Origin of the sequence: Dyadobacter koreensis, from assembly GCF_900108855.1 — a bacterium.
In the GTDB taxonomy this organism is placed as follows: domain Bacteria; phylum Bacteroidota; class Bacteroidia; order Cytophagales; family Spirosomataceae; genus Dyadobacter; species Dyadobacter koreensis.
The window spans coordinates 464896-485937 of the sequence record NZ_FNXY01000003.1 but is presented as its reverse complement, the minus strand read 5'-3'; the positions used below and the strand labels follow the sequence as shown (position 1 = coordinate 485937).

Sequence of the window (21042 nt, the reverse complement as noted above, 5' to 3'; positions counted from 1 at the left end):
TTAGATTCGTTGCATTTTGTGACACACTAATAGCGCGAATTGCTTAATTTTATTACATTATGCCTGACCATACCGACCCCATAATCAATAGCGAAAAAAGAGGGCGACTTTCAAGTTTGTTTTCATTTTTCAAAAACCCAAAAGAGACAACCATGGATGAAACAAAACTTGTAAGTCCGACTGAAAAGGTAAACTCTTTGGTTCAGCAGAGCGATTTTATCAGTCGTGATCTAAGCTGGTTGAAATTCAATGACCGGGTTTTGGATCAGGCACAAAATGAAGAACGAAATTTATTTGACAGACTAAAATTTCTGGCAATCACATCATCAAATCTTGATGAGTTTTTGTCCATTCGCTTAGGTAGTTTATATAACTATCTTGATTACGGAAAAGAACGGGTGGACTATTCCGGGTTAAGGGAAATACCGTTCCGGAAGATGCTTATGAAAGAACTGCACGAATTTGTTCGTTTGCAGAATGAATGTTATACCGACCATCTCCAGCCGCTTTTCGCTCAACACGGTTTTCGTGTGATCGGGATGGAAGATGTTGTTGGGGATGAAACTGCCGATATTGAGGAATATTTTGAGCGGACGGTTTACCCTATGCTTACCCCTATGCTTTTTGATTACACGCATGCGTTTCCCGTTTTGCTCGCAAAAGTTCTGGTATTGGGCGTAATTACGCAGGTAAAAGGCACAACTTCCGAGGAAGATCGCAAACTGTCGTTTGTTCAGCTTCCACTCAATCTTCCCCGGTTCTATGTTATTGAACGTGAAGAAGAGATCCTTTTCCTGCCAATTGAAAAGATTGTCAGAGCACATATTTACAAGTTATATCGCAACGTCGACATTGTTTCCACGAATTTGTTCCGGATAATCAGAAACGGCGATTTTTCTCTGGAAGAAAGCGATGACATGGAATCTGATTTCATCGACGAGATTAAACAAAAAATTAAAAACCGTCGTTTAGGTCGCGTCGTCAGTGTAGCTATCGAACCTGACACTAATCCTGACCTTTTGAACCTGATAAAGAAAAGGTGGGAAATTGACGATTATAATGTCTTTAGAGCGCAGGGGCTAATCGATTATACCTGCCTGTGGTCGATCGTAAAACATCCTGAATTTAAAGATCAGATTCCTCCGATTCATCCTCCTGTTCCTCCGTTAGGTCTTGAAAGAGAGCGTATTCCGGATGTTTTTGAGGCGATGAAGGAAAGGGACATTCTTTTGCACCATCCATATAATAATTTTGAGCCGGTACTTCAATTATTGGAACAGGCTGCTGATGATCCAAAAGTATTATCGATCAAACTAACGATTTATCGTCTGGCCAAAAATTCCCGCGTAACAGATGCTTTGCTGCGTGCTGCTGAAAACGGGAAACACGTGGCCGTTTTATTTGAAGTTAAAGCGCGTTTTGATGAAGAAAATAATATCCGTGAAGCACAGCGTTTGCAAAAAGCTGGCTGTTTTGTGATTTATGGAATCGGTCAGTTGAAAACGCATACGAAATTGTTGCTTATCGTTCGTAATGAAGGAAACCGAGTTTTGCGTTATGCGCATTTATCGAGCGGAAACTATAATGAGGATACTTCGAGGTTGTATACCGATACAGGACTTTTAACCACGAACGAAGAATATACCCAGGATATTTCTGAGTTCTTTAATGTTATCACAGGTCATTCAAGCCCGACCGAATATCAAAACCTGATTACGGCGCCGCGATACATGCGGAATAAGTTAATTGAGTTGATTCGCAATGAAGCTGAAAATGCAAAAGCTGGATTGCCTTGCGGAATTTGTATCAAAATAAATTCTCTGGAAGATCGGGAAACAATTCAGGAGCTCTATATAGCATCACAGGCAGGTGTGCCAGTTCGGTTGATCGTTCGCGGCATGTGTTGTCTGCGTCCGAGAAGAAAAGGTTTGAGTGAGAATATTTCAGTTCGTTCACTGGTAGGAGATTTTCTGGAACATTCAAGAATTTTTTATTTTCATCAAAATGGAGAACCATTAGTTTATGGAGGTAGTGCTGACGCGATGGTTCGTAGTTTTGACCGCCGTATAGAATCTCTTTTCAAACTGGTTGATACACGTGTAAAACAGGAAGCGATTCACATCTTGTATTTCAGTTTGCTTGACAATGTCAATGCTTACGAGATGCAGGAAGACGGTACTTATGTTAAATGCAAAGAGCCAGACGAAGAGCCGTTAAACGTTCACAAAGCATTTTTTGATGTAACGCTGGAAGATGTTTTAAAAGTAAAACTTTTTGTTCCGGACCAGAAACCAGCTGATACGGTAGAAGAGGATCTGGCGAGACAACAGCAGTCCGCAGAAGCACAATCTGAACAGCAAATTGTTGAATAACTTATAGGAATAACTTAAAAAAGCCGCTTGAAGATGAATCTAAGCGGCTTTTTCAGTTATTATTCTTTAAAAAATACGCGTTTGACCCTTTCTCCGATTCCTGTAAGTAATTCATATGGTATGGTTCCGATACGTTTTGCCAAATCTGTGATTGGCACCTCGCTTCCAAAGATAATTACCTCATCACCTTCTTCAACTTCGGCATTCGTTACATCAATCATCGTCATATCCATACATACATTCCCGATTGTAGGACACAAAGTTCCGTTGACATAAACCTGTCCGACACCATTTCCCAGGCCACGGTCATATCCGTCTGCATAACCAATCGCCAACGTTGCAATAGCAGAATCGTGATCGACAATACCTCTTCGACTGTAACCTACAGTCTCTCCGGCCGACAAATATTTTATCTGAGAAACAACTGTTTTCAACGTTCCGACAGATTGTAAAAAGTGTTGCTGCTGCCCGGTCGCTTCGACGCCGTAGAGTCCGATTCCCAGACGAACCATATCCAGTCTGAACTCCGGAAAACGAACAATTCCTGCGGAGTTTAAGATGTGTTTGGTTACTGGATAACCCAAAGTTTCCTCGATTCTGACTGCACCTTTGATAAATCTACCATATTGAAGGTGAGAGAAATTATTATGGATTCCATCGTCGGCACCAACTAAATGACTAAAAATTGTAGATACTTTTATGGATGGATTGACGGTAAGCTGTTCGCATAACCATTCATAATCATCTTCAACAAATCCAAGTCTGTGCATGCCCGTATCCAGTTTCAGGTGGACTGCGGGAATTTCCGAATTGTTTTTAAGCTTGATATACTCAATCCAGTCTGTCAGCATACGCCTGCTGTAAATTTCAGGTTCCAGCTGATATTGCAAAAGCGTATCAAAGGTTGGCGCAGTTGAATTCATGACCATAATTGGCAAAGTGATTCCGCTTTGGCGTAGTGAAACTCCTTCGTCTGCATAGGCGACGCCGAGATAGTCTACGCGGTGGTATTGTAATAAACTTGCCACTTCCGAACTGCCGCTTCCATACGCGAACGCTTTAACCATGACCATAATCTTGGTTTCTGAACCGATCTTTGTCCGGTAAAAATTAAGGTTATGAGTCAATGCGTCCAAATTAATTTCAAGCACAGTCCCGTGTACTTTTTGCTGAAGGCGATGGACGATTTTTTCAAAAGAAAATGTCCGGGCTCCTTTGACCAAAACCAGACTGTTGGTAAGGGAATTAAATGGGAACTCCTTTAAAAATGCTTCGGTGTCTTCATAAAAATTAGTTTCTGCGATATTGAATTGCTTAAGCTGGCGGCTCAGTTCAGGTCCGATACCTACCAGTCTGTTGATTTTTTTTTCAAACAGCAATTGTGCTATAATTCCATAAAGTTCGGTAGGCGCCTGGCCGGATTGCAGAACGTCGGAAAGAATAACGGTCCGGTGACTGCGCTGTTCCTGTTGCGACAAAAAGTTCAGCGCCATGGTTAGCCCTTGCAGGTCATTGTTATAGGTGTCGTCAATAACGTAACAATTGTTTATACCTTCCTTCAATTCCAAGCGCATCGAAACAGGTCGTAACGTCAATATTCTTTCCTGAATAACAGAAGCAGTCAGGCCAAAATCGAGCAGAAACAGGATACAATGTGTCAGGTTTTCAAGGGAAGCATTATCGCGGAAACCGGTTTCTAATTGCAGATTTCCAAAAATGCCGTTAAGCTTAATTATTGTTTTATTTTGATATGCTTCATAAGAAACATTCACGTCTGCGTCTGAGTGGCTCCCCCAGCTTATTGTTTTGAGAAAGGGATTAACCGGACGCAGAATCAGTTTAATTTCTTCGTCGACCTCTGTGTAATCCTTACAATATATCAATGTCTTTACCTTTGTAAAAAGACGAAGTTTTTCTGTGATTTTCTGCTTGCGGCTACGAAATCCGTCATCATGTGCTGAGCCGATATTTGTAAATATCCCAATGGTCGGGCGTATCACAGTCTGTAGATATTCCATTTCATGGGCGCGGGAGACTCCGGCTTCGAATATGGCAAGGGTATGTTCTTTCTTTAAATTCCAGACAGAAAGAGGAACACCGATTTGAGAATTATAACTTTTAGGACTTGCAACAACACGTTGACCAGGTGCGGTTAATTGCGCCAGCCATTCTTTAACAATGGTTTTTCCATTACTGCCAACAATTCCCAAAACAGGGAGTGAGAAGTGACTGCGGTGCTCGGCGACGATTTTTTGCAATGCACGAATGCTGGAAAAAACAGTCCATACCGTCGCATCTTTCCATGAATTAATTTCCGCCCGTAAAGTTTCGTTCAGAGAGTTTTCTTCCACCACAAACTCTCTGACACCTTTTTGATATAGCGTTTTAATGAATTGATGACCGTCATGGCGTTCACCTCTGATAGCGAAAAATATACTTTTTTCAGGGAAAGTAAGTTGACGGCTATCGGTAAGCAGATAATCCGCCTTGGTTTGTATGGATGCGGTTGTATTTTCGGTCAGAATCATTCCAATGAAATTTGCAAAGCGCAAAGGTATTAAAGAATGATGTTTTTGTATGGTATTTTCGTATAAACTAAAACGATCGGAAAATGAGGCTGGAATTATAACATTCTACATCCACTTTTTTGCCTTGAAATATAAAATCATTCCTACCGTAACAATCGCCATGACGCCCCAGGTATAATAATATCCATATGGATTTTTCAACTCGGGCATGTTCTCAAAGTTCATTCCATACACTCCCACAATGAAAGTCAGAGGCATGAAAATAGCAGAAAAGATAGTAAGTGTTTTCATAACAGCATTCATCCGGTTACTTATGGTCGACAGATGAACGTCAGCCAGACTAGCCAGAAGTTCCCGATAAGAATCTACCGTATCAAGTGCCTGCATGGTGTGATCATATAAATCACGGTAATAGGGAACGACTTCTTTACTGATTAGAGAATTATCCTCCCGAATTAGTTGATTGATCATATCACGAAGCGGCCAGATAGCCCGCCTTACGAAAGTAAGCTCTCTCTTTAACGCATACAGGTCGTTCAGGGACTCTCTTTTAGAACCACTGATGATACTTTCTTCGACCAGATCGAGCTTTTCTCCAAATTTTTCCAGCACCAGAAAGTAATTATCCACAATCACGTCCATGAGTGCGAAAACGAGATAATCAGTGCCATTCCGACGAGTTTTTCCGACAGAGGCGTTTAAGCGTTCGATAACCGGATTGAAAATATCATCCGAACGTTCCTCCTGAAATGAAATAAGATAATCCTTGCCGGTAACGAAACTTACATGTTCAGAAGAAATTTCCAAAGGCTCTTCTGAATCTACGTGAAGCATTTTTAAAGTTAAAAATATATACCCGGTATCATAAACTTCCAGTTTGGGTTTATGTTCGGTATTAACGATATCTTCTAAAATTAATGGATGAAGATGATAGAGAGTGCCAATTTTTCCAACGAGAGCCGTTTCATGAATTCCATCAACATCCAGCCAGGTAATATGTGGTTCTAAACTTGGATTTGCCGCACATTCTGCAAGACTTGTGACAGCTTCATTTTTATAGAATTTCTCACTATACTGAATCTTTCGAATCTTGGTTTTTAACTCATTATCTGGCCCGATGTAAGTTAAAGTACCCGGTGAGGTTAATAAATTCTCCCGTTTTGGGCGATGCTTCCGTTTCGACATTCTAAATATACTGAGACGATATTACCTGGATGGATTTATGGTTTTGATCTTCACTGAATTATTCGCGAAGATGATAAATTAACAAAGGAACATGGGTGTCCACGACCAGTTTTTTTGTTACACTCGGATTGATAAGAAATTCTTCAATAAAAGAACGTTCTCTGGTTGACATAATTAAAAGATCAGCATTGACTTCATCACAATAATCCTCAATGCCATCCAGAACACTGTCAGCCTTTCTGTAAACCACTTCGTCTTCGCCGATAATAAATTCCCCTTTAATGTCAGCCAGGTATTGATTGTCTGGCTGGATATCCGGCTGGGAATCAGCATTTACTTTCAGAAGGGTTAACTTACTCCCCAGATGGTTCATCAGAATAAAAACTTCGCGCAGAATATCATTTTCAGCATATTCAAACTGCGTGGCATATACTACTTTACTGAATCTCTTTGGTTCAGCTTGTGGCGGAATAATCATAACCGGACAGGGCGAATGAAGCGCAATATGAGTTGCCGAGCTACCGATCAATTTGTCAAGAAAACCACCAGTTCCGGTTCTTCCGGTCACTATTAAATCCGGCTTGTATTCTTTTACAGCATCTTCAACTGCGGCTTGAATACCTCCAACCGACCAGACAGCTTCTGCCTTATAACCCTCTGCGGTGATTGCTGAGACATATCCATCCAGCTGGTGGCGGAAATTGGCTTCAAGATCATCACCTATGTAAGAATAATCCGGCGATCCGATTCCTGGCAGAACACTACCTGGCATTACACTTACGTCCGGAATATAAGGCTGGTACGCATGTAAAATAAAAAGCTGAGTATTTTCTTTATCCGCTAAAATTTTTGCTGCGGCCAATGCACGTTCTGCATTTTCAGAAAAGTCGATGGGAATAAGTATCCGGTTCATAATAATCAGATTTCGTAGGGGGTATATTAGTTAAGTCTAATATACCAGAATAGTTCTTATAACGTATTATGAAATCGTAAAGAATGATGCCAGGACTGTATGATACTCGTCATGAAATTTATTCATATTTACGCCAGACGCCTAAGATAAAGCCCGTTATACTGTAAACCACCACACTTACGCCACCGTCGATCAGTGAGAGCTCGAGCGGTCGCATAGAAAACATGTCTTTAACTACAGTTTCGAATAAAACAAAAACAGTCCCGAAAAGCAGACCGATCAGAAAACCGATATATCCTGATTTGATTGGAATCTTTGTGAATACCCAGGCCATTGTGTAAGCCATGAAGGACGTAGAGACAATGCTGGACAAATAAGGAACCGGACTCATTGCGGATGGCATTGGTTGCTTGCCCAGACCATTTAATGCAGTCCATTCCTCAGAAAAAATATAATACCATAAGGCAGGAATGATTTGTCCAATTACCACACAAACCAACACTGCCCAAAGATTGACGGATTGTTTTCTCATATCAGAGTGTTTTATTCAGTCATCAAACAGGAATATGAAGCCACTGATAATCGGTTGATGTATCAGGGGTCTTCTTATTGTAACGGTTTAAGAAAGTCAATATTTCTTTTTAATCCGTCATACTTCGTTCGCTTGAGCGGCGAGCGCCTGAATAGTTCACGAAAAATTTCTTCTGTGATTTCCTCCCAGTCATTTTTTTTGAAAGCTCCTAATTCCTGAGACAGAGAGAACTCCGGAATTTTTGTAGGCTGGGAAAAACGGTTCCAAGGGCAGACATCCTGGCAAATATCGCAGCCGAAAATCCAGTTATTAAATTTTCCCTTAACGTCTTCGGGAATGGCGTCCTTTAATTCTATGGTATAATAACTGATGCATTTGCTGCCGTCCACTACATAGGGTTCAGTAATAGCGTCGGTTGGGCAGGCGTCAATACAGCGTGTGCAGGTTCCGCAATAATCTTTTATAGCACCATCGTAAGCAAGTTTCAGATCACAGATAATTTCACCGATAAAGAAAAAACTGCCCATATCGCGATTGAGTAAATTGGAATGACGGCCAACCCAGCCCAGGCCGCTCTTTGCTGCCCATACTTTATCCATAACCGGCGCAGAGTCGACAAAAATTCGACCATTTACCTCGCCAATTTCTTCCTGAATTGCTTCCAGCAGAAGTTGAAGTTTTTCTTTCAGCACAAAATGATAATCTTTTCCATAAGCATATTTGGAAAGTTTAAGATCATCCGCTCCCTCCGGAAGTCTTTCGGAGGGATAATAATTTAATAAAACAGAAATAACACACTCGGCACCTTCGACAAGTTTTCTAGGATCGAGACGTTTATCGAAATGGTTGGCCATATAAGACATTGCGCCATGATTATTCCGGTTCAGCCAGTTTTCAAGCCTCGGTGCCTCTTCTTCCAGAAATTCAGCTTTGGAAATCCCGCAAAAATCGAAACCAATTTCGGCTGCTTTCGATTTAATAAACTGGCTTCTTTCCGCGCGTACAAGATCTTCTGTTGTCATTCTGCAAAGTTACGAAATGCAGTCGGAATGTCATCTTGTCAGTTTTTTTGGGCTGGCAAAGTAATTTAGTATACTGCGGTACATGAAAATTCATGCAAGTGCAGGAAAACTATGCCGAAAAATACAGAAGACAACATAGAAAAGGACATGGAAAACCAAATAAATGAGGATGCCAATTCAGTAAATACTGACAATGTGGAAAACGAAGAAAAAAAAGTTGCAGAAAATGGCCTCCCAATGGACAATGCCGGTGAAGTAATCGGAGAGATTGAAGAAGTTGATCCGGCAGAAGCTCATAAAACAGAAGTTGCAGAACTGAAAGATAAATATCTTCGTCTGTATGCTGATTTTGAAAATTTCCGCAGACGCACTGCCAAGGAAAAGCTTGAAATGATTTCGGGTGCAAGCGCTGATGTTATTAAGGCTGTGTTGCCAATCGTCGATGATTTTGAGCGCGCAAAAGTTTCATTTGATTCTTCAACTGAAATTGAGGCTTTGAAAGAAGGTGTTGATTTGATCTATACGAAATTATACAAAACACTGGAATCGAAAGGCTTGAAACCGATGCAATCAAAAGGTGAAGTTTTTGATGCAGAACTACACGAATCCATTGCCCAGTTTCCGGCCCCTACGGAAGACCTTAAAGGCAAGGTTATCGACGAAATTGAAAAAGGATATTTTTTGAATGAAAAAGTGATTCGTTACGCCAAAGTAATTGTAGGCGCGTAATCATATCATCTAATAATGGTAATGTATGCTGTAACGGACATCCATTATTGAATTTTTACTGCGGTAAAGACTGCATGCATTACACATTGAAATATTAAAATGGCAAAGAAAAGAGATTTTTACGAGATTCTTGGCGTGGATCGTGGCGCTTCTGCTGACGATATCAAGAAGGCTTACCGCAAACTGGCGATTAAGTTTCACCCTGACAAAAACCCTGACGATCCGACAGCGGAAGATAAATTTAAGGAAGCTGCGGAAGCTTACAGTATCCTGAGCGACGAAAGCAAACGTCAGCGTTATGATCAGTTTGGGCACGCAGGTGTGGGTGGTGCAGGTGGAGGAGCTGGTGCCGGTGGATTCGGCGGTGGTTTTTCAATGGACGACATTTTCTCACAGTTCGGTGATATTTTCGGTGGCGGCGAAAGTCCTTTCGGAGATATTTTTGGAAGAGGTGGCGGAGGCGGCGGCCGAAGAGTGCGTCGTGGTTCTGATTTAAGAATTAAGCTGAAACTTAATCTTGAAGAAGTAGCTAACGGTGTTGAGAAAAAAATAAAAGTTAAACGTCATGTCAGCTGTAATACCTGCGGAGGAAACGGCGCAAAAAATGGCACGGCACTAACAACCTGTACAGGATGTAACGGAACCGGTCAGGTACGTAAGGTGGTAAGCACAATGTTGGGCCAGATGGTTTCTACTACAACTTGCCCGACTTGTAACGGTGATGGCAAAATAATCAGCGAACGTTGTGATGCTTGCGCCGGAGAAGGACGCTTGTTACAGGACGATCTGATTACGTTGAATATTCCTGGCGGTGTTGCAGAAGGTATGCAGCTTTCCATGTCAGGCAAGGGAAATGTACCTTCAAGAGGCGGCGTTGCCGGAGATCTTTTGATCGTGATCGAAGAAGAAGAAGATCCAAATCTGAAACGTGATGGAAATAATGTTGTTTTTGACATGCACATGAGCTTCATCGACGCAGCGCTGGGAACATCTACGGAAATTCCAACAATTGATGGAAAGGCAAGAATAACGATTGATCCGGGTACGCAGGCAGGAAAAATTCTCCGTCTGAAAGGAAAAGGTATCAAGGATTTGAATGGATATGGAAAAGGTGACCAGCTGGTTCATATCAGTGTCTGGACTCCTCAGCAGCTTTCTTCGGATGAGCGCGAAACACTTGAATCACTTCGCAATTCTCCAAATTTCCAGCCAAAACCTGGAAAGAATGAAAAGGGATTTTTCGATAAAATGAAAGATTTCTTTCATTGATCTTTTTGAATTACAGATATAGTAACGGGCCGGCTCAGCAATGATTCCGGCTCGTTTATTTTTAATATAAATGTAACGTCAAAAAGGCACGTTAGTCGCTTTACGGATTTACCTTTGTTTCCAGATTTAAATTAAAAATATGACTCACAATATAATAAAAGCAGCTGCGATTAGTTTTGCAATGCTTTGTCCAGCAATGCAGACCGAAGCACAGAAGAAACCGACCGAATTAACCTTTGCGACGTACAATGTTAGTATGGAAGCCGAAAATTATGTAAAAAAGGGTACGGCTGGAATTTCTGAAAAAGTTTTAATTGATGAGCTGGCATCCGGAAATAATGCACAAATTAAAAATATTGCCAAGATTATTCAGACTGTCAGGCCGGATGTGATCTTGCTAAACGAATTTGATTATATCAAAAATCCGAAAGACGGTGTTGTGCAATTTATCAAAGGATATCTGGAAAAAGGGCAGGACGGCGCCAAAGGAATCGAATATCCGTATTATTATTATGGAACTGTAAATACAGGTCAGCCTAGTCCTTATGATCTCGATAACGACGGCGTGGCAAGCAAAACCGGCGCTGATGCCTGGGGTTTTGGTTTATATCCCGGACAATATGCAATGGTGTTAATTTCCAGGTATCCGATTGATTTGGCTAGTGTGCGTACATTCCAGAATTTCAAATGGAAAGACATGCCGGGTGCGTTGAAAACGCTTAAGGCTGACGGCACAGACTGGTATACGCAGCAAGCCTGGGCTGAATTTCCATTGTCTTCAAAATCACATTGGGACGTTCCGGTCAAGGTGGGCGATAAAACAATTCATTTCCTGGCCAGTCATCCAACACCGCCTTCTTTCGATGGGGCAGAAGATCGCAACGGCAAGAGAAATCACGATGAAATTCGATTCTGGAAAGATTACATCAGCGATTCTGGAAACGAATATATTTATGACGACAAAGGTAAAAAAGGTGGGTTGCCTAACAATTCTTCTTTTGTAATTCTTGGAGATCAGAACGCGTCGCCTGTGGAAGGAAATGCTGTAGCTGAGGGAATCAAGTCACTTTTGGCAAGCCCAAAAGTCAATAGCGATACTGCTCCTGAGAGTAAAGGTGGAGCAGCGCATTCACCCAATAATCCGTTTGGAAAAAATCATACTGCATTCTGGCGCATGAGAGCGGATTATGTGCTGCCGTCACGTAAAGGTTTTAAGGTAACGTCCAGCGGTGTTTTCTGGCCGGCAAAAGGGGAGCCGATGGCTGAACTGGTTGAGAAAAGAGAGTCAAGTTCTGATCACCGGCTGGTCTGGGTTAAAGTGATATTAGAGTAGGTCATTCCATAAAAAAAGAGAAGCGTCAGCTTCTCTTTTTTTATGGAATGACCAGAACCGAATCCTCCCTTATTTCGAGATTATAGATGTGATCGGGGTCTTCATCATTTTTACCACTGAATTTTCCGAATGTAGTAATCCATTTCTTTCGCGAGCCAAGGGCAACTAATCGGTAAATACCGTTGGCGGCGGGATTCTTGTTTATATCATATGTTAATCTAACAGCCAGATTTTCAGGGATATTAGTAAGAAAGACAGAATCAATAGCTTTGCTTGTCAAAATATCCCCATTTTCAATAAAAACAGTTAAGCGATTTATTTTATCAGTTGATTTGTTGATAACCAAATACTGGATGTTAGAACTTGCTGATTCAGATTCGCTGCATGAGAGCAGCATAAGTGACAAAAATGTAATTGATATGGAATAATAATAAAGATTAGATAAATAGTTAGCTTTCTGTTTAAGGCCTATCATAACTTTGGAAGTAAGATTTCAATCAGACTCAAAGCTAGCAACAAGTATCAAAATTGTAAACTAGAATTTCTTCTATATCTTAATTAGCTTAACCTTTCAGGTCAAAGTTTTATTAAATATTTTTTTATTTATACAAAACTTTTTGGTGTGCTCACATCATTACTTTCAAGCGTTTTTCAGATTCTACTTTTTTTCTCACTCTCAGAAAGGTCGCCAAATTCATTCGCAAATAACTGGCTATATGCTGATCCGGAATGAAAGTTTGAACATCTCTGTATTCTCGTTCAAACTTTTGGTACAATTCCTCTTCAGTCAGCATGTAGAGCGCCTGCATACGTTTTTCAAGTCGGATAAGCCTTCTTTCCATAATCTCCTGATATACCTTTTCCATATCAGGATAATGTAGAATAAGTGATCTGAAGTTCTTCTTTGAAATACTATACAAAACGACATTTGTACAGGTTTCTACATAATCGATCGAAGGCTGATCGTAAATGAAGTTAGAAGAAGTCATGATACAATCGCCGACAGTATCAAAACCATTAGTCCATTCCTGCCCGATACGACTGTAATAGTTTCGGGTAATTCCTTCACCAATGAAATACACCATTTCCTGTGGCTTGTCAGGAGAAATCAAAATTGTTTTGTCAGAATGTTCAGATGTGATGAGTTTTGAGAGAACAGCTTCATACGTTCGCTCACTGATAATGTTGTAGTTACAGAGCAAAGAGAATATTTTGTGCATAGGTCGGTATGAAAATTAAGCTTTTCCAGAAATACCGATTACTGATTCTCATACCGTTGAACTTAAAATTAGTAATTTTTGCAGACAAAAAATATAAAAACTTACGATTATAACAAAAGAGGGCCGATAAACGGCCCTCTTTTGTTATTTAAAGATGATTATCTCATTGTCCGCTGCCTCCGTACATATTGAAAGCGGCGAGATGTTTCTGGAAAATTGCTTCATATTTCTTTGCCGCAACTTCCTGTTTCGCTTCACGGCATTCATGAACGATCGTCTGCAAAATATAGAGATCAACCTGACTATCGCGACGTTTCGTTGTCGGATTCTCTTTCGACCACGTCAGGTTTTCATCTGAACGTGAAGCCATCGTTTCAGCAATTTCAAGCGCTTTTTTAGTCTCACCCAAATCGAATAATGTTCCTATGAAATTAGAAGAAATTTGGTCGTACGGTATGCTCTTGTCAGGCATTACCGACAGCGCCTTATTCATCGCTTTCTTCGCTTCTTCAACTTTCCCATCTGCAATCAGCTGACCGGTTAAACGAAGGAAAGCGATACGTGCAGTGAAAATTGGAGAACCAAGATATGTATTGTCGTAATATGTATTCGGGTTATCAAGATCTCTCCAGAACATTTTGTTCATCAGGTTATCATACATAACCGTTGAGTTTACATATCCATCTGTCGCACCGGGCACTTTCACAGGGAGCAGACGATAGGCATAACCTTCAAGCTGCATATATTCTTTCAGGTTAAGATAACTTGAACCTCCCAATGTTGACGAGAAATAGATCGGACGTTTCCAATCATTTGTCGCGATCATATCCAGCATCATCAGATCAGATTTGTAAAGATCCCCTTTGCCAACCGTCCAGCTGATCGAATCGCTCAGATAAGGAAGAAGATCACTCTTGATGATGTTCATTTTTTTAATTGCTTCTGTGTCTACCGGTAGGAACAAAACAGACGAAGGAAGTATCGAGGTCATATCTCCGCTTGTCAACGGAACCTGGATCGCTTTGTTTTCCTGCTTGACAAGTCCCATATATTCCTTTAAATTAATTCCATCTTTTACACTAGGAATTTCATAAAAAGGAACGATATCATTTTTACCAAACGCATAATTATTTTTATCAAGCGAAATTGGAAGTGCTTCGGATAGATAAGTCTTACGTTTCATCTGATCGATGTACCAGTCGGTACCTAAAAGACTGAGGTTACATACACGCACATCAGTTCTAAAACCTTCCACTTCCTGAACATACCAGAGTGGGAATGTATCATTATCTCCACCTGTGAAAAGAATGGCGTTCGGAGCGCAGGAATTAAGTAGGTTTTTTGCAAAATCAACAGAGTGGTAACGGTGATTTCTGTTGTGATTATCCCAACCTTTCGCCCCCATGATAACAGGAACGATTAAGCTTAGACCCGTTGCAACGCCTGCACGTGTCGTTGCGCTTTTTACAAATTTATTCAATCCATCCGCCAGAGCAATCACGCCGAATCCGATCCACATACAGAAAATGTAAAACGATCCAACATAAATATAATCACGTTCACGAGGTTCTGTTGGCGGTGAGTTGAGGTATATTACCAGGGCAACTCCGGTAAGGAAAAACAATAACCCAAGAACCAGAAGATCTCGTTGGCGACGGAAATACATGACAACGATTCCGAAAAGTCCCAGTATGAAAGGCAGCATGAAGAAGTTATCATGCGCTTTATTGTTTTCAATGATTGACGGGAATTTCTTAAATGCATCCCACGGAAGCAGATTTCCGGCACCTTCCTCATCGCTTTCGCGGCCTACAAAGTTCCAAAGGAAATAACGCCAGTACATATGCCCGATCTGGTAGGAGAACATAAATTGCAGGTTATTGCCCATCGTCGGCTTCTGACCTTCGGCTAAGCCTGTCATTTGTTGATAAAGTTGCGGATGGCCTCCCTGTGTGCTATACATACGAGGTAAAAGCATACTGCTTCCCGGTTCGTATTCGTACTCGGGACGGTAATCATAAATCGTATATTTTCCATCCTGTTTACGGTACATCGGCGCTCCACGCTTTTGGTTGATCGGGCGGGAAACGAATGAAGGGCCAAACAATAACGGACGGCTTCCGTACTGTTCTCTTTTCAGATAAGATACGAAACTAAGTACGTCGTTTGGATTATTTTCATTGATTGGCGGATTGTATTCAGCGCGTACCAGAACCATCAGATAACATGCGTAACCAACCAAAATAAATGCAAGCGAAAGAAGCCCTGTGTTCAGAAGTACTTTTGCTTTTTTCTGAGAATAAATAATTCCCCAGATTAATGAACCAAGGAAAAGAATGATAAAGAATATTACACCGGATTTGAATGGAAGTCCCAGCGTATTGACAAAAAATATCTCAAATTTTCCGGCCATGCTGGGCAGACCAGGAATAATGCCTGAATTGATAATTGCCAGTATCACCAGACCGCCGACAAAGGCAACGATACCACCTGAGACTGTTGGTTTCGGGTATTTTTTGAAATAATAAACAAGCGCAAGAGCAGGTATCGTAACAAGGTTAAGCAAATGGACGCCAATTGATAAACCTACAAGATATGCTGTGAAAATCAACCAGCGGTTTTCAGCAGCAGGGTCTTCGATACGTTCCCATTTGAAAACAGCCCAGATTACAATCGCTGTAAAGAATGACGACATCCCATAAACTTCCGCTTCAACAGCAGAAAACCAGAATGAATCAGACCAGGTATATGCCAAAGCACCGACAACTCCGGAACCCATTAAAAGGATTATATCGCCTTGTGTCAGTTCCTCGTCATTTTTGCCGATCAGTTTGCGGGATAATAAAGTGATGGTCCAGAAAAGAAAAAGAATGGTAAATGCACTGCTCAAAACCGAAACCATATTGACCCAATAGGCAACGTTTGTGAGATCGCCGAAGGCAAACATCGAAAATAATCTTCCGATTAAAAGAAAAAACGGAGCTCCCGGAGGGTGGGGTACCTGTAATTTAAATGCGCAGGCAATAAATTCGCCGCAATCCCAAAAGCTGGCCGTTCGTTCAACGGTGAGGGCGTATGTCAGAAATGCAATTGCGAAAACAATCCAACCCGTAAGGTTGTTGGAACGGTTGAAACGGGTCATTATAATAGTTTATGGTTATAAGTTTACAGGTAAGTCCCGGAAGTGAAAGCGGATAAACATGGCCACAGTACTCCAAAAAATAACTGCATATTTAATCGGTGCCTCAAAATTAGCAAAATAACCTCAACGGCAAGGGTTAGGTGGTCTTAAAAAGTGTTAAACGAAGTGCCTCCGACAAATTTGGCTGTAAAAAATATAGCCGGGAAGTGTCGGAGGCACGTGAAAAGGAAAAATTATAATATTATTAAACTTTGTAAAATATCCATTTCGCAAGTTCCTTGTACGTTACTTTTTTACCATACATCAAAATTCCGACGCGATAAATTCTGGATGCTATCCAGATCGTACCGATGAATCCCAGAACAAGCAGTACCATCGAAAGGGCGATCTGCCAGGCCGGAACGCCGAACGGAATCCTCACCATCATGATTATGGGTGAAGTGAACGGAATCATGGATGTCCAGAACGCCAGGTTTCCATCAGGATCACGCAGCACAAACTGAGCAAAAACGAAAGAGAAAATAATTGGCAGCGTGATCGGAAGCATAAATTGCTGGGTATCCGCATCATTATCGACGGCGGCTCCGACCGCTCCGAAAAGCGCGCTGTAAAAAAGATATCCTCCCAAATAATAAAACAGGAAACATCCAATAATCAGGGGGATATTAAGGCTGTTCACCGCTCCAAGCACCTCCGCAACCGGATTGTCCACGTTACCGCCCGGCATGTTGGAAGCCGGCATGCCTTTTTGCATTTTACCCATTTCCTGTTGAATCTGCTGGGAATCTTTTGGCATTTTCGAACTGAGAACTGTCGTAGCCAGCGCCGTCAACGAGACAGTAAGGAAAATCCAGAGCACAAATTGGGTGAGGCCAACCAGCGCCACGCCGATAATTTTGCCCATCATCAATTGATAAGGCTTTACCGAAGAAATGATCACTTCCACGATCCGGCTTGTTTTTTCTTCCGTTACGCCGCGCATTACCTGCGTACCGTAAATGAAAACAGACATATAGATTAAAAATGCACAGATACCACCGATGATTGTTGCTGCACCTGAACTGCTCGTTTTTTCACCTTCTTCGCTCAGGCTGATAGTCTCAGAACTGACATTTACCCGGGAATCTTCCAGGATTTTATGCGTTATTCCAGCCTCTGAGAGTTTAATATTTTCAATCTGTTTTTCAATTACTTTTTCAATTTCTGATTTCAGCTCCATACTTACATTCTTCGGAGCATATATGCGGACGCTTTTAGGTGATGCGATCACATTTGCAGGAATGTATACCAGCGCGTTGGCCTGACTGTCTTTAAACTGTGCCTTGGCAGAATCAATAGAACCTTTGACATAGGAAAATTTCAAAGATTCTGAATCTTTGAATTCGTCGGTGAACAGTCCGCTTTCGTCAACGACCTGCACGGTTTTGCTGTCGACCGAACTGATTGCCATCCAAATAACCAGGGCATAGCCTCCCACAAAAAGGACGGGAGCCAGAATTGTCATGATCAAAAAGGACTTTTTCTTGACCCTGACCATGTATTCCCGTTGAATAACCAGTAATATATTCCGCATTTTTTTAGATTTTTAAAGAGTACTTGAGGTAGCAGACAAACGAAGATTACGCTTCCGGAATTTCATTTACCGCACGCATGAAAATATCGCTCATCGTAGGAATATTCTCGCCGAATGCACGGATCTCCACTTGTGGTAAAAGATCGGTTAAGAGCTCGTTTGCAGTTACAGTGGCAGGTAGGTGAATATTAGTTCGTAGAAAATCGTTTTCCAGCACTATCGTTTTTTCAAGCTGATACTTTTGGTCAAAACCATTAAGAAGCCCGCGGTATTCAACAAAAAATGTATTGGTCTTAAATTGCTCCTTAATCAGCATTTTCGGACCATCAAGGACTTTTTTCGCTCTGTGGATCAAGGCGATATTGTCGCAAAGTTCCTCAACAGTTTCCATCCTGTGTGTTGAAAAAATAATCGTGCTGCCTTTTTGTTTCAATTCGAGAATTTCGTCCCGGATCAGATTGGCATTGATCGGGTCGAAACCTGAAAACGGTTCATCAAGAATAATGAGGTCGGGTTCATGTAAAACCGTCGAAACAAACTGAACCTTTTGCTGCATACCTTTCGAAAGGTCTGAAACACTTTTGTCCCACCATGTTTTGATATCGAATTTTACAAACCAGATTTTCAACTTCTCCATGGCCTCATTTTTAGTAAGGCCTTTTAATTGCGCGAGATAAAGGAGCTGTTCACCAACTTTCATCTTTTTGTATAACCCCCGTTCTTCAGGGAGATAACCGATTTTTGATATGTGTTTTGGCCCCAACGGTTCGCCATCAAAAAAAACTTTGCCGGAATCCGGGCCTGTGATTTGGTTGATGATCCTGATGAGGGAGGTCTTTCCCGCCCCGTTCGGTCCGAGGAGCCCGAATATGCAGCCTTTTGGAATATTGATACTAACATCATCCAGAGCACGATGATTTGAGTAATCCTTCGTAATGTTTTGTACTTCAATAATATTCATTCTTGTATAGGGTAATGACTTTAATTGCGAATTATTCGCAATTTATGATGAAGATAGTCAGACTATTTTAATCTGCGTTCCAAAGATGCAAAGTATCGCAGCGTTTACAAAAATGGAGACTGACAAATGCGCAATTATGCGGATTAGTGGTAAAAAAGAAAGAGTAAGCAGTTTTTCTGCTTACTCTTTCTTTTTGAAACTGTTATTTTATTTACAAGATATATTTATCTCTTATCTGGAATAAAACCCAGAACCCAAGCACGCCACCAATCAGAACGGATAGCAAAGCGAGTTGGATAAGGCTGGATAATAAACTCAGGATTAAAGCGTAATACATGAGGTTCCATCCTGCTTTTTTTCGGGCACGGAGCGGAGAAAAGGCCATCAGGTAAATGATCGCGATAATTGCCGCAATAAGCAAGCCGATGTACATCATAAATCCGCTGCCGTAAGCAACAACACCAATTCCAATGGCAGCGGTTCCAATCCCGAAGGCAGCCAGAAGCCCGAACAGCATGAAGACCGCAGCAACAAGAATGAAATAGGGTCCATATTTGACAAGAAATTCTTTAACGTCGTCTGGGAATGGAGGGAATTTGCCTAAAAAAATTGGTTCTAATTCGTTTTCGAGAATAAGTCTGGGACCCATTATAGTTGAAGTTTGTGAAGTTGAGAAACAATTGATTATTTTTAGAAAGCTAAAAAAAATAATACAAATATTCAATTAAATCGTCCAATGTATAGAATTTATTTCGTGAAAGGTTGAATTTGTAGACAACTTTAATGCATGCGTTTATCCGAATTTAGCTAAGTTTACCATTCCAAACTGTTACGTCATCTCCAAAATTCTTTTATGAAGAACAAAATTACTATTGTAAATCTGGCTCTTATCACGATTGCTGCGCTTGCCACAGTACTCAACGCCTACCAAATCATTTCTATTTCCACAGACGTATTAGTAGGACTTCGCTGGGCTGCAATCGCAGGGCTCATCGTTTTTGCAATTATTAAAAGAAATTTAACGACATCCATTCTTATTTCAATGGTGGTCGGAACGGAAATCGGGTATGATTTTCCGGAAATAGGAACAGGTCTTCATTTTTTGAGACAGATTTTCCTTCAAATGATCAAAACTGTTATTGCTCCGCTTCTTTTTGCAACATTGGTAACCGGTATCGCAGGCCATTCTGATCTTAAGCAGGTTGGTCGTATGGGATGGAAATCATTAGTGTATTTTGAAGTTGTGACAACGTTTGCACTTTTAATTGGGTTGTTTTTCGCTAACTGGTTCAAGCCTGGCGCGGGGATTATACCTCCCGCAAACCTGAATGCCGCATTGCCGAAAGTGGCTGATCAAACCTGGCAGGACATCATTACGCACTCATTTCCTGAAAACATAGCGAAGTCAATCTATCATGGCGAAGTTCTTCAGGTCGTTGTCTTTAGTGTTCTTTTTGGTATCAGTCTTGCTTTAATTCCAGCCGTCAAAAAAGAAAAATTTGTTGCCGGCATCGAAACCTTGGCAGAAGTGATGTTCAAATTCACAAAGATCATCATGCTTTTTGCGCCGATTGGCGTAGGTGCTGCTATTGCGGAAACCGTAGGGCATATGGGAATTGATGTTTTGAAAAATCTTGCGTTGATGCTTGCGACACTTTATTGCGCGCTTGCCGCATTTATTTTATTGATTTTTGTTCCGATCATGCTTTTTGCCCGTATCCCGATTATCAAGTTTGTTAAGAATATTTTTGAGCCTGTTTCTATTGCTTTCGCAACGACCAGCTCAGAATCTGCTTTACCTAAGGCCATGGAAAAAATGGAAAAATTTGGTGTTCCGCGTCAGATCGTTTCTTTTGTAATGCCGACGGGTTACAGTTTTAATCTGGATGGTTCGACACTTTATCTTTCGCTTGCAACGGTTTTTGTGGCCCAGGCAACCGGAACGGATATGTCAATCGGGCAGCAGCTTTCGATGGTGTTTTTATTAATGCTGACCAGTAAAGGCGTTGCCGGTATCCCGCGCGCGACTCTTGTTATCTTACTTGGAGCGATTGCAAATTTTGGAATGCCTGAGTGGCCGGTTTTATTGTTGATGGGTATCGATGAACTGATGGACATGGCGAGAACTTCCACAAACGTAACCGGAAACTGTCTTGCAACAGCCGTAATTGCCCGTTGGGAAGGGGAACTTGACGACGAGAAAATGCATTTGTCTGATAAGGTAGTAGAAGAAGAAGTAATTGCCGCATAATTAATATTAAAT

16 protein-coding genes are annotated in these 21042 nt (G+C 41.3%); 5 read left to right on the top strand and 11 right to left on the bottom strand.

The window, feature by feature from the left end:
* Positions 1-59: 59 nt before the first annotated feature.
* Positions 60-2372, top strand: coding sequence for a polyphosphate kinase 1 (ppk1, locus tag BMY70_RS10795; RefSeq protein WP_090335182.1), 2313 nt, complete (start codon positions 60-62; stop codon positions 2370-2372).
* Between the two features lie 59 nt (positions 2373-2431).
* Here the strand turns inward: ppk1 and BMY70_RS10790 are convergent, their stop codons facing one another.
* From BMY70_RS10790 to queG, 5 genes are all read right to left on the bottom strand, one after another.
* Positions 2432-4900: a bifunctional UDP-N-acetylmuramoyl-tripeptide:D-alanyl-D-alanine ligase/alanine racemase gene (locus tag BMY70_RS10790; protein WP_090335181.1), complete on the bottom strand. Its 2469-nt coding sequence runs from the start codon at positions 4898-4900 to the stop codon at positions 2432-2434.
* A gap of 105 nt (positions 4901-5005) precedes the next feature.
* Positions 5006-6085: a magnesium/cobalt transporter CorA gene (gene corA, locus BMY70_RS10785; protein WP_090335180.1), complete on the bottom strand. Its 1080-nt coding sequence runs from the start codon at positions 6083-6085 to the stop codon at positions 5006-5008.
* Between the two features lie 58 nt (positions 6086-6143).
* Positions 6144-6998: a universal stress protein gene (locus tag BMY70_RS10780; protein WP_090335179.1), complete on the bottom strand. Its 855-nt coding sequence runs from the start codon at positions 6996-6998 to the stop codon at positions 6144-6146.
* 118 nt (positions 6999-7116) lie between these two features.
* Positions 7117-7530 carry a DUF1761 domain-containing protein gene (locus BMY70_RS10775; protein ID WP_090335178.1) on the bottom strand — a complete coding sequence of 138 codons (414 nt, stop codon included), beginning with the start codon at positions 7528-7530 and terminating at the stop codon, positions 7117-7119.
* 74 nt (positions 7531-7604) lie between these two features.
* Entirely contained in the window at positions 7605-8552 is a 948-nt protein-coding gene (queG, locus tag BMY70_RS10770) for a tRNA epoxyqueuosine(34) reductase QueG (RefSeq protein ID WP_090335177.1), read from the bottom strand.
* Between the two features lie 111 nt (positions 8553-8663).
* Here queG and BMY70_RS10765 point away from each other — a divergent pair, with 111 nt between their 5' ends.
* From BMY70_RS10765 to BMY70_RS10755, 3 genes are all read left to right on the top strand, one after another.
* Positions 8664-9281: a nucleotide exchange factor GrpE gene (locus tag BMY70_RS10765; RefSeq protein ID WP_090335176.1), complete on the top strand. Its 618-nt coding sequence runs from the start codon at positions 8664-8666 to the stop codon at positions 9279-9281.
* A 99-nt stretch (positions 9282-9380) separates the two neighbouring features.
* Positions 9381-10550, top strand: a complete 1170-nt coding sequence (dnaJ, locus tag BMY70_RS10760) for a molecular chaperone DnaJ (RefSeq protein ID WP_090335175.1) — start codon at positions 9381-9383, stop codon at positions 10548-10550.
* A 139-nt stretch (positions 10551-10689) separates the two neighbouring features.
* On the top strand, positions 10690-11883 hold the full coding sequence (locus tag BMY70_RS10755) for an endonuclease/exonuclease/phosphatase family protein (RefSeq protein ID WP_090335174.1): 1194 nt from the start codon (positions 10690-10692) through the stop codon (positions 11881-11883).
* Between the two features lie 40 nt (positions 11884-11923).
* Here BMY70_RS10755 and BMY70_RS10750 read toward each other — a convergent pair whose 3' ends face one another.
* The 6 genes from BMY70_RS10750 to BMY70_RS10725 all read right to left on the bottom strand — a co-directional run bounded on the left by BMY70_RS10750 (position 11924) and on the right by BMY70_RS10725 (position 19428).
* Complete coding sequence (locus BMY70_RS10750) at positions 11924-12358, bottom strand: hypothetical protein (RefSeq protein ID WP_090335173.1); 435 nt, start codon at positions 12356-12358, stop codon at positions 11924-11926.
* Positions 12359-12509: 151 nt separating this feature from the next.
* On the bottom strand, positions 12510-13103 hold the full coding sequence (locus BMY70_RS10745; protein ID WP_090335172.1) for a Crp/Fnr family transcriptional regulator: 594 nt from the start codon (positions 13101-13103) through the stop codon (positions 12510-12512).
* A 163-nt stretch (positions 13104-13266) separates the two neighbouring features.
* Positions 13267-16245 (bottom strand): glycosyltransferase family 117 protein, encoded by a 2979-nt coding sequence (locus tag BMY70_RS10740; protein WP_090335171.1) that lies wholly within the window; start codon positions 16243-16245, stop codon positions 13267-13269.
* Positions 16246-16489: 244 nt separating this feature from the next.
* Positions 16490-17818: an ABC transporter permease gene (locus BMY70_RS10735; RefSeq protein ID WP_090335170.1), complete on the bottom strand. Its 1329-nt coding sequence runs from the start codon at positions 17816-17818 to the stop codon at positions 16490-16492.
* 46 nt (positions 17819-17864) lie between these two features.
* Positions 17865-18779: an ABC transporter ATP-binding protein gene (locus tag BMY70_RS10730; RefSeq protein ID WP_090335169.1), complete on the bottom strand. Its 915-nt coding sequence runs from the start codon at positions 18777-18779 to the stop codon at positions 17865-17867.
* A gap of 211 nt (positions 18780-18990) precedes the next feature.
* Entirely contained in the window at positions 18991-19428 is a 438-nt protein-coding gene (locus BMY70_RS10725; protein ID WP_090335168.1) for a hypothetical protein, read from the bottom strand.
* Between the two features lie 204 nt (positions 19429-19632).
* Here BMY70_RS10725 and BMY70_RS10720 point away from each other — a divergent pair, with 204 nt between their 5' ends.
* Positions 19633-21030: a dicarboxylate/amino acid:cation symporter gene (locus tag BMY70_RS10720; protein WP_090335167.1), complete on the top strand. Its 1398-nt coding sequence runs from the start codon at positions 19633-19635 to the stop codon at positions 21028-21030.
* The last annotated feature ends 12 nt before the right edge of the window (positions 21031-21042 follow it).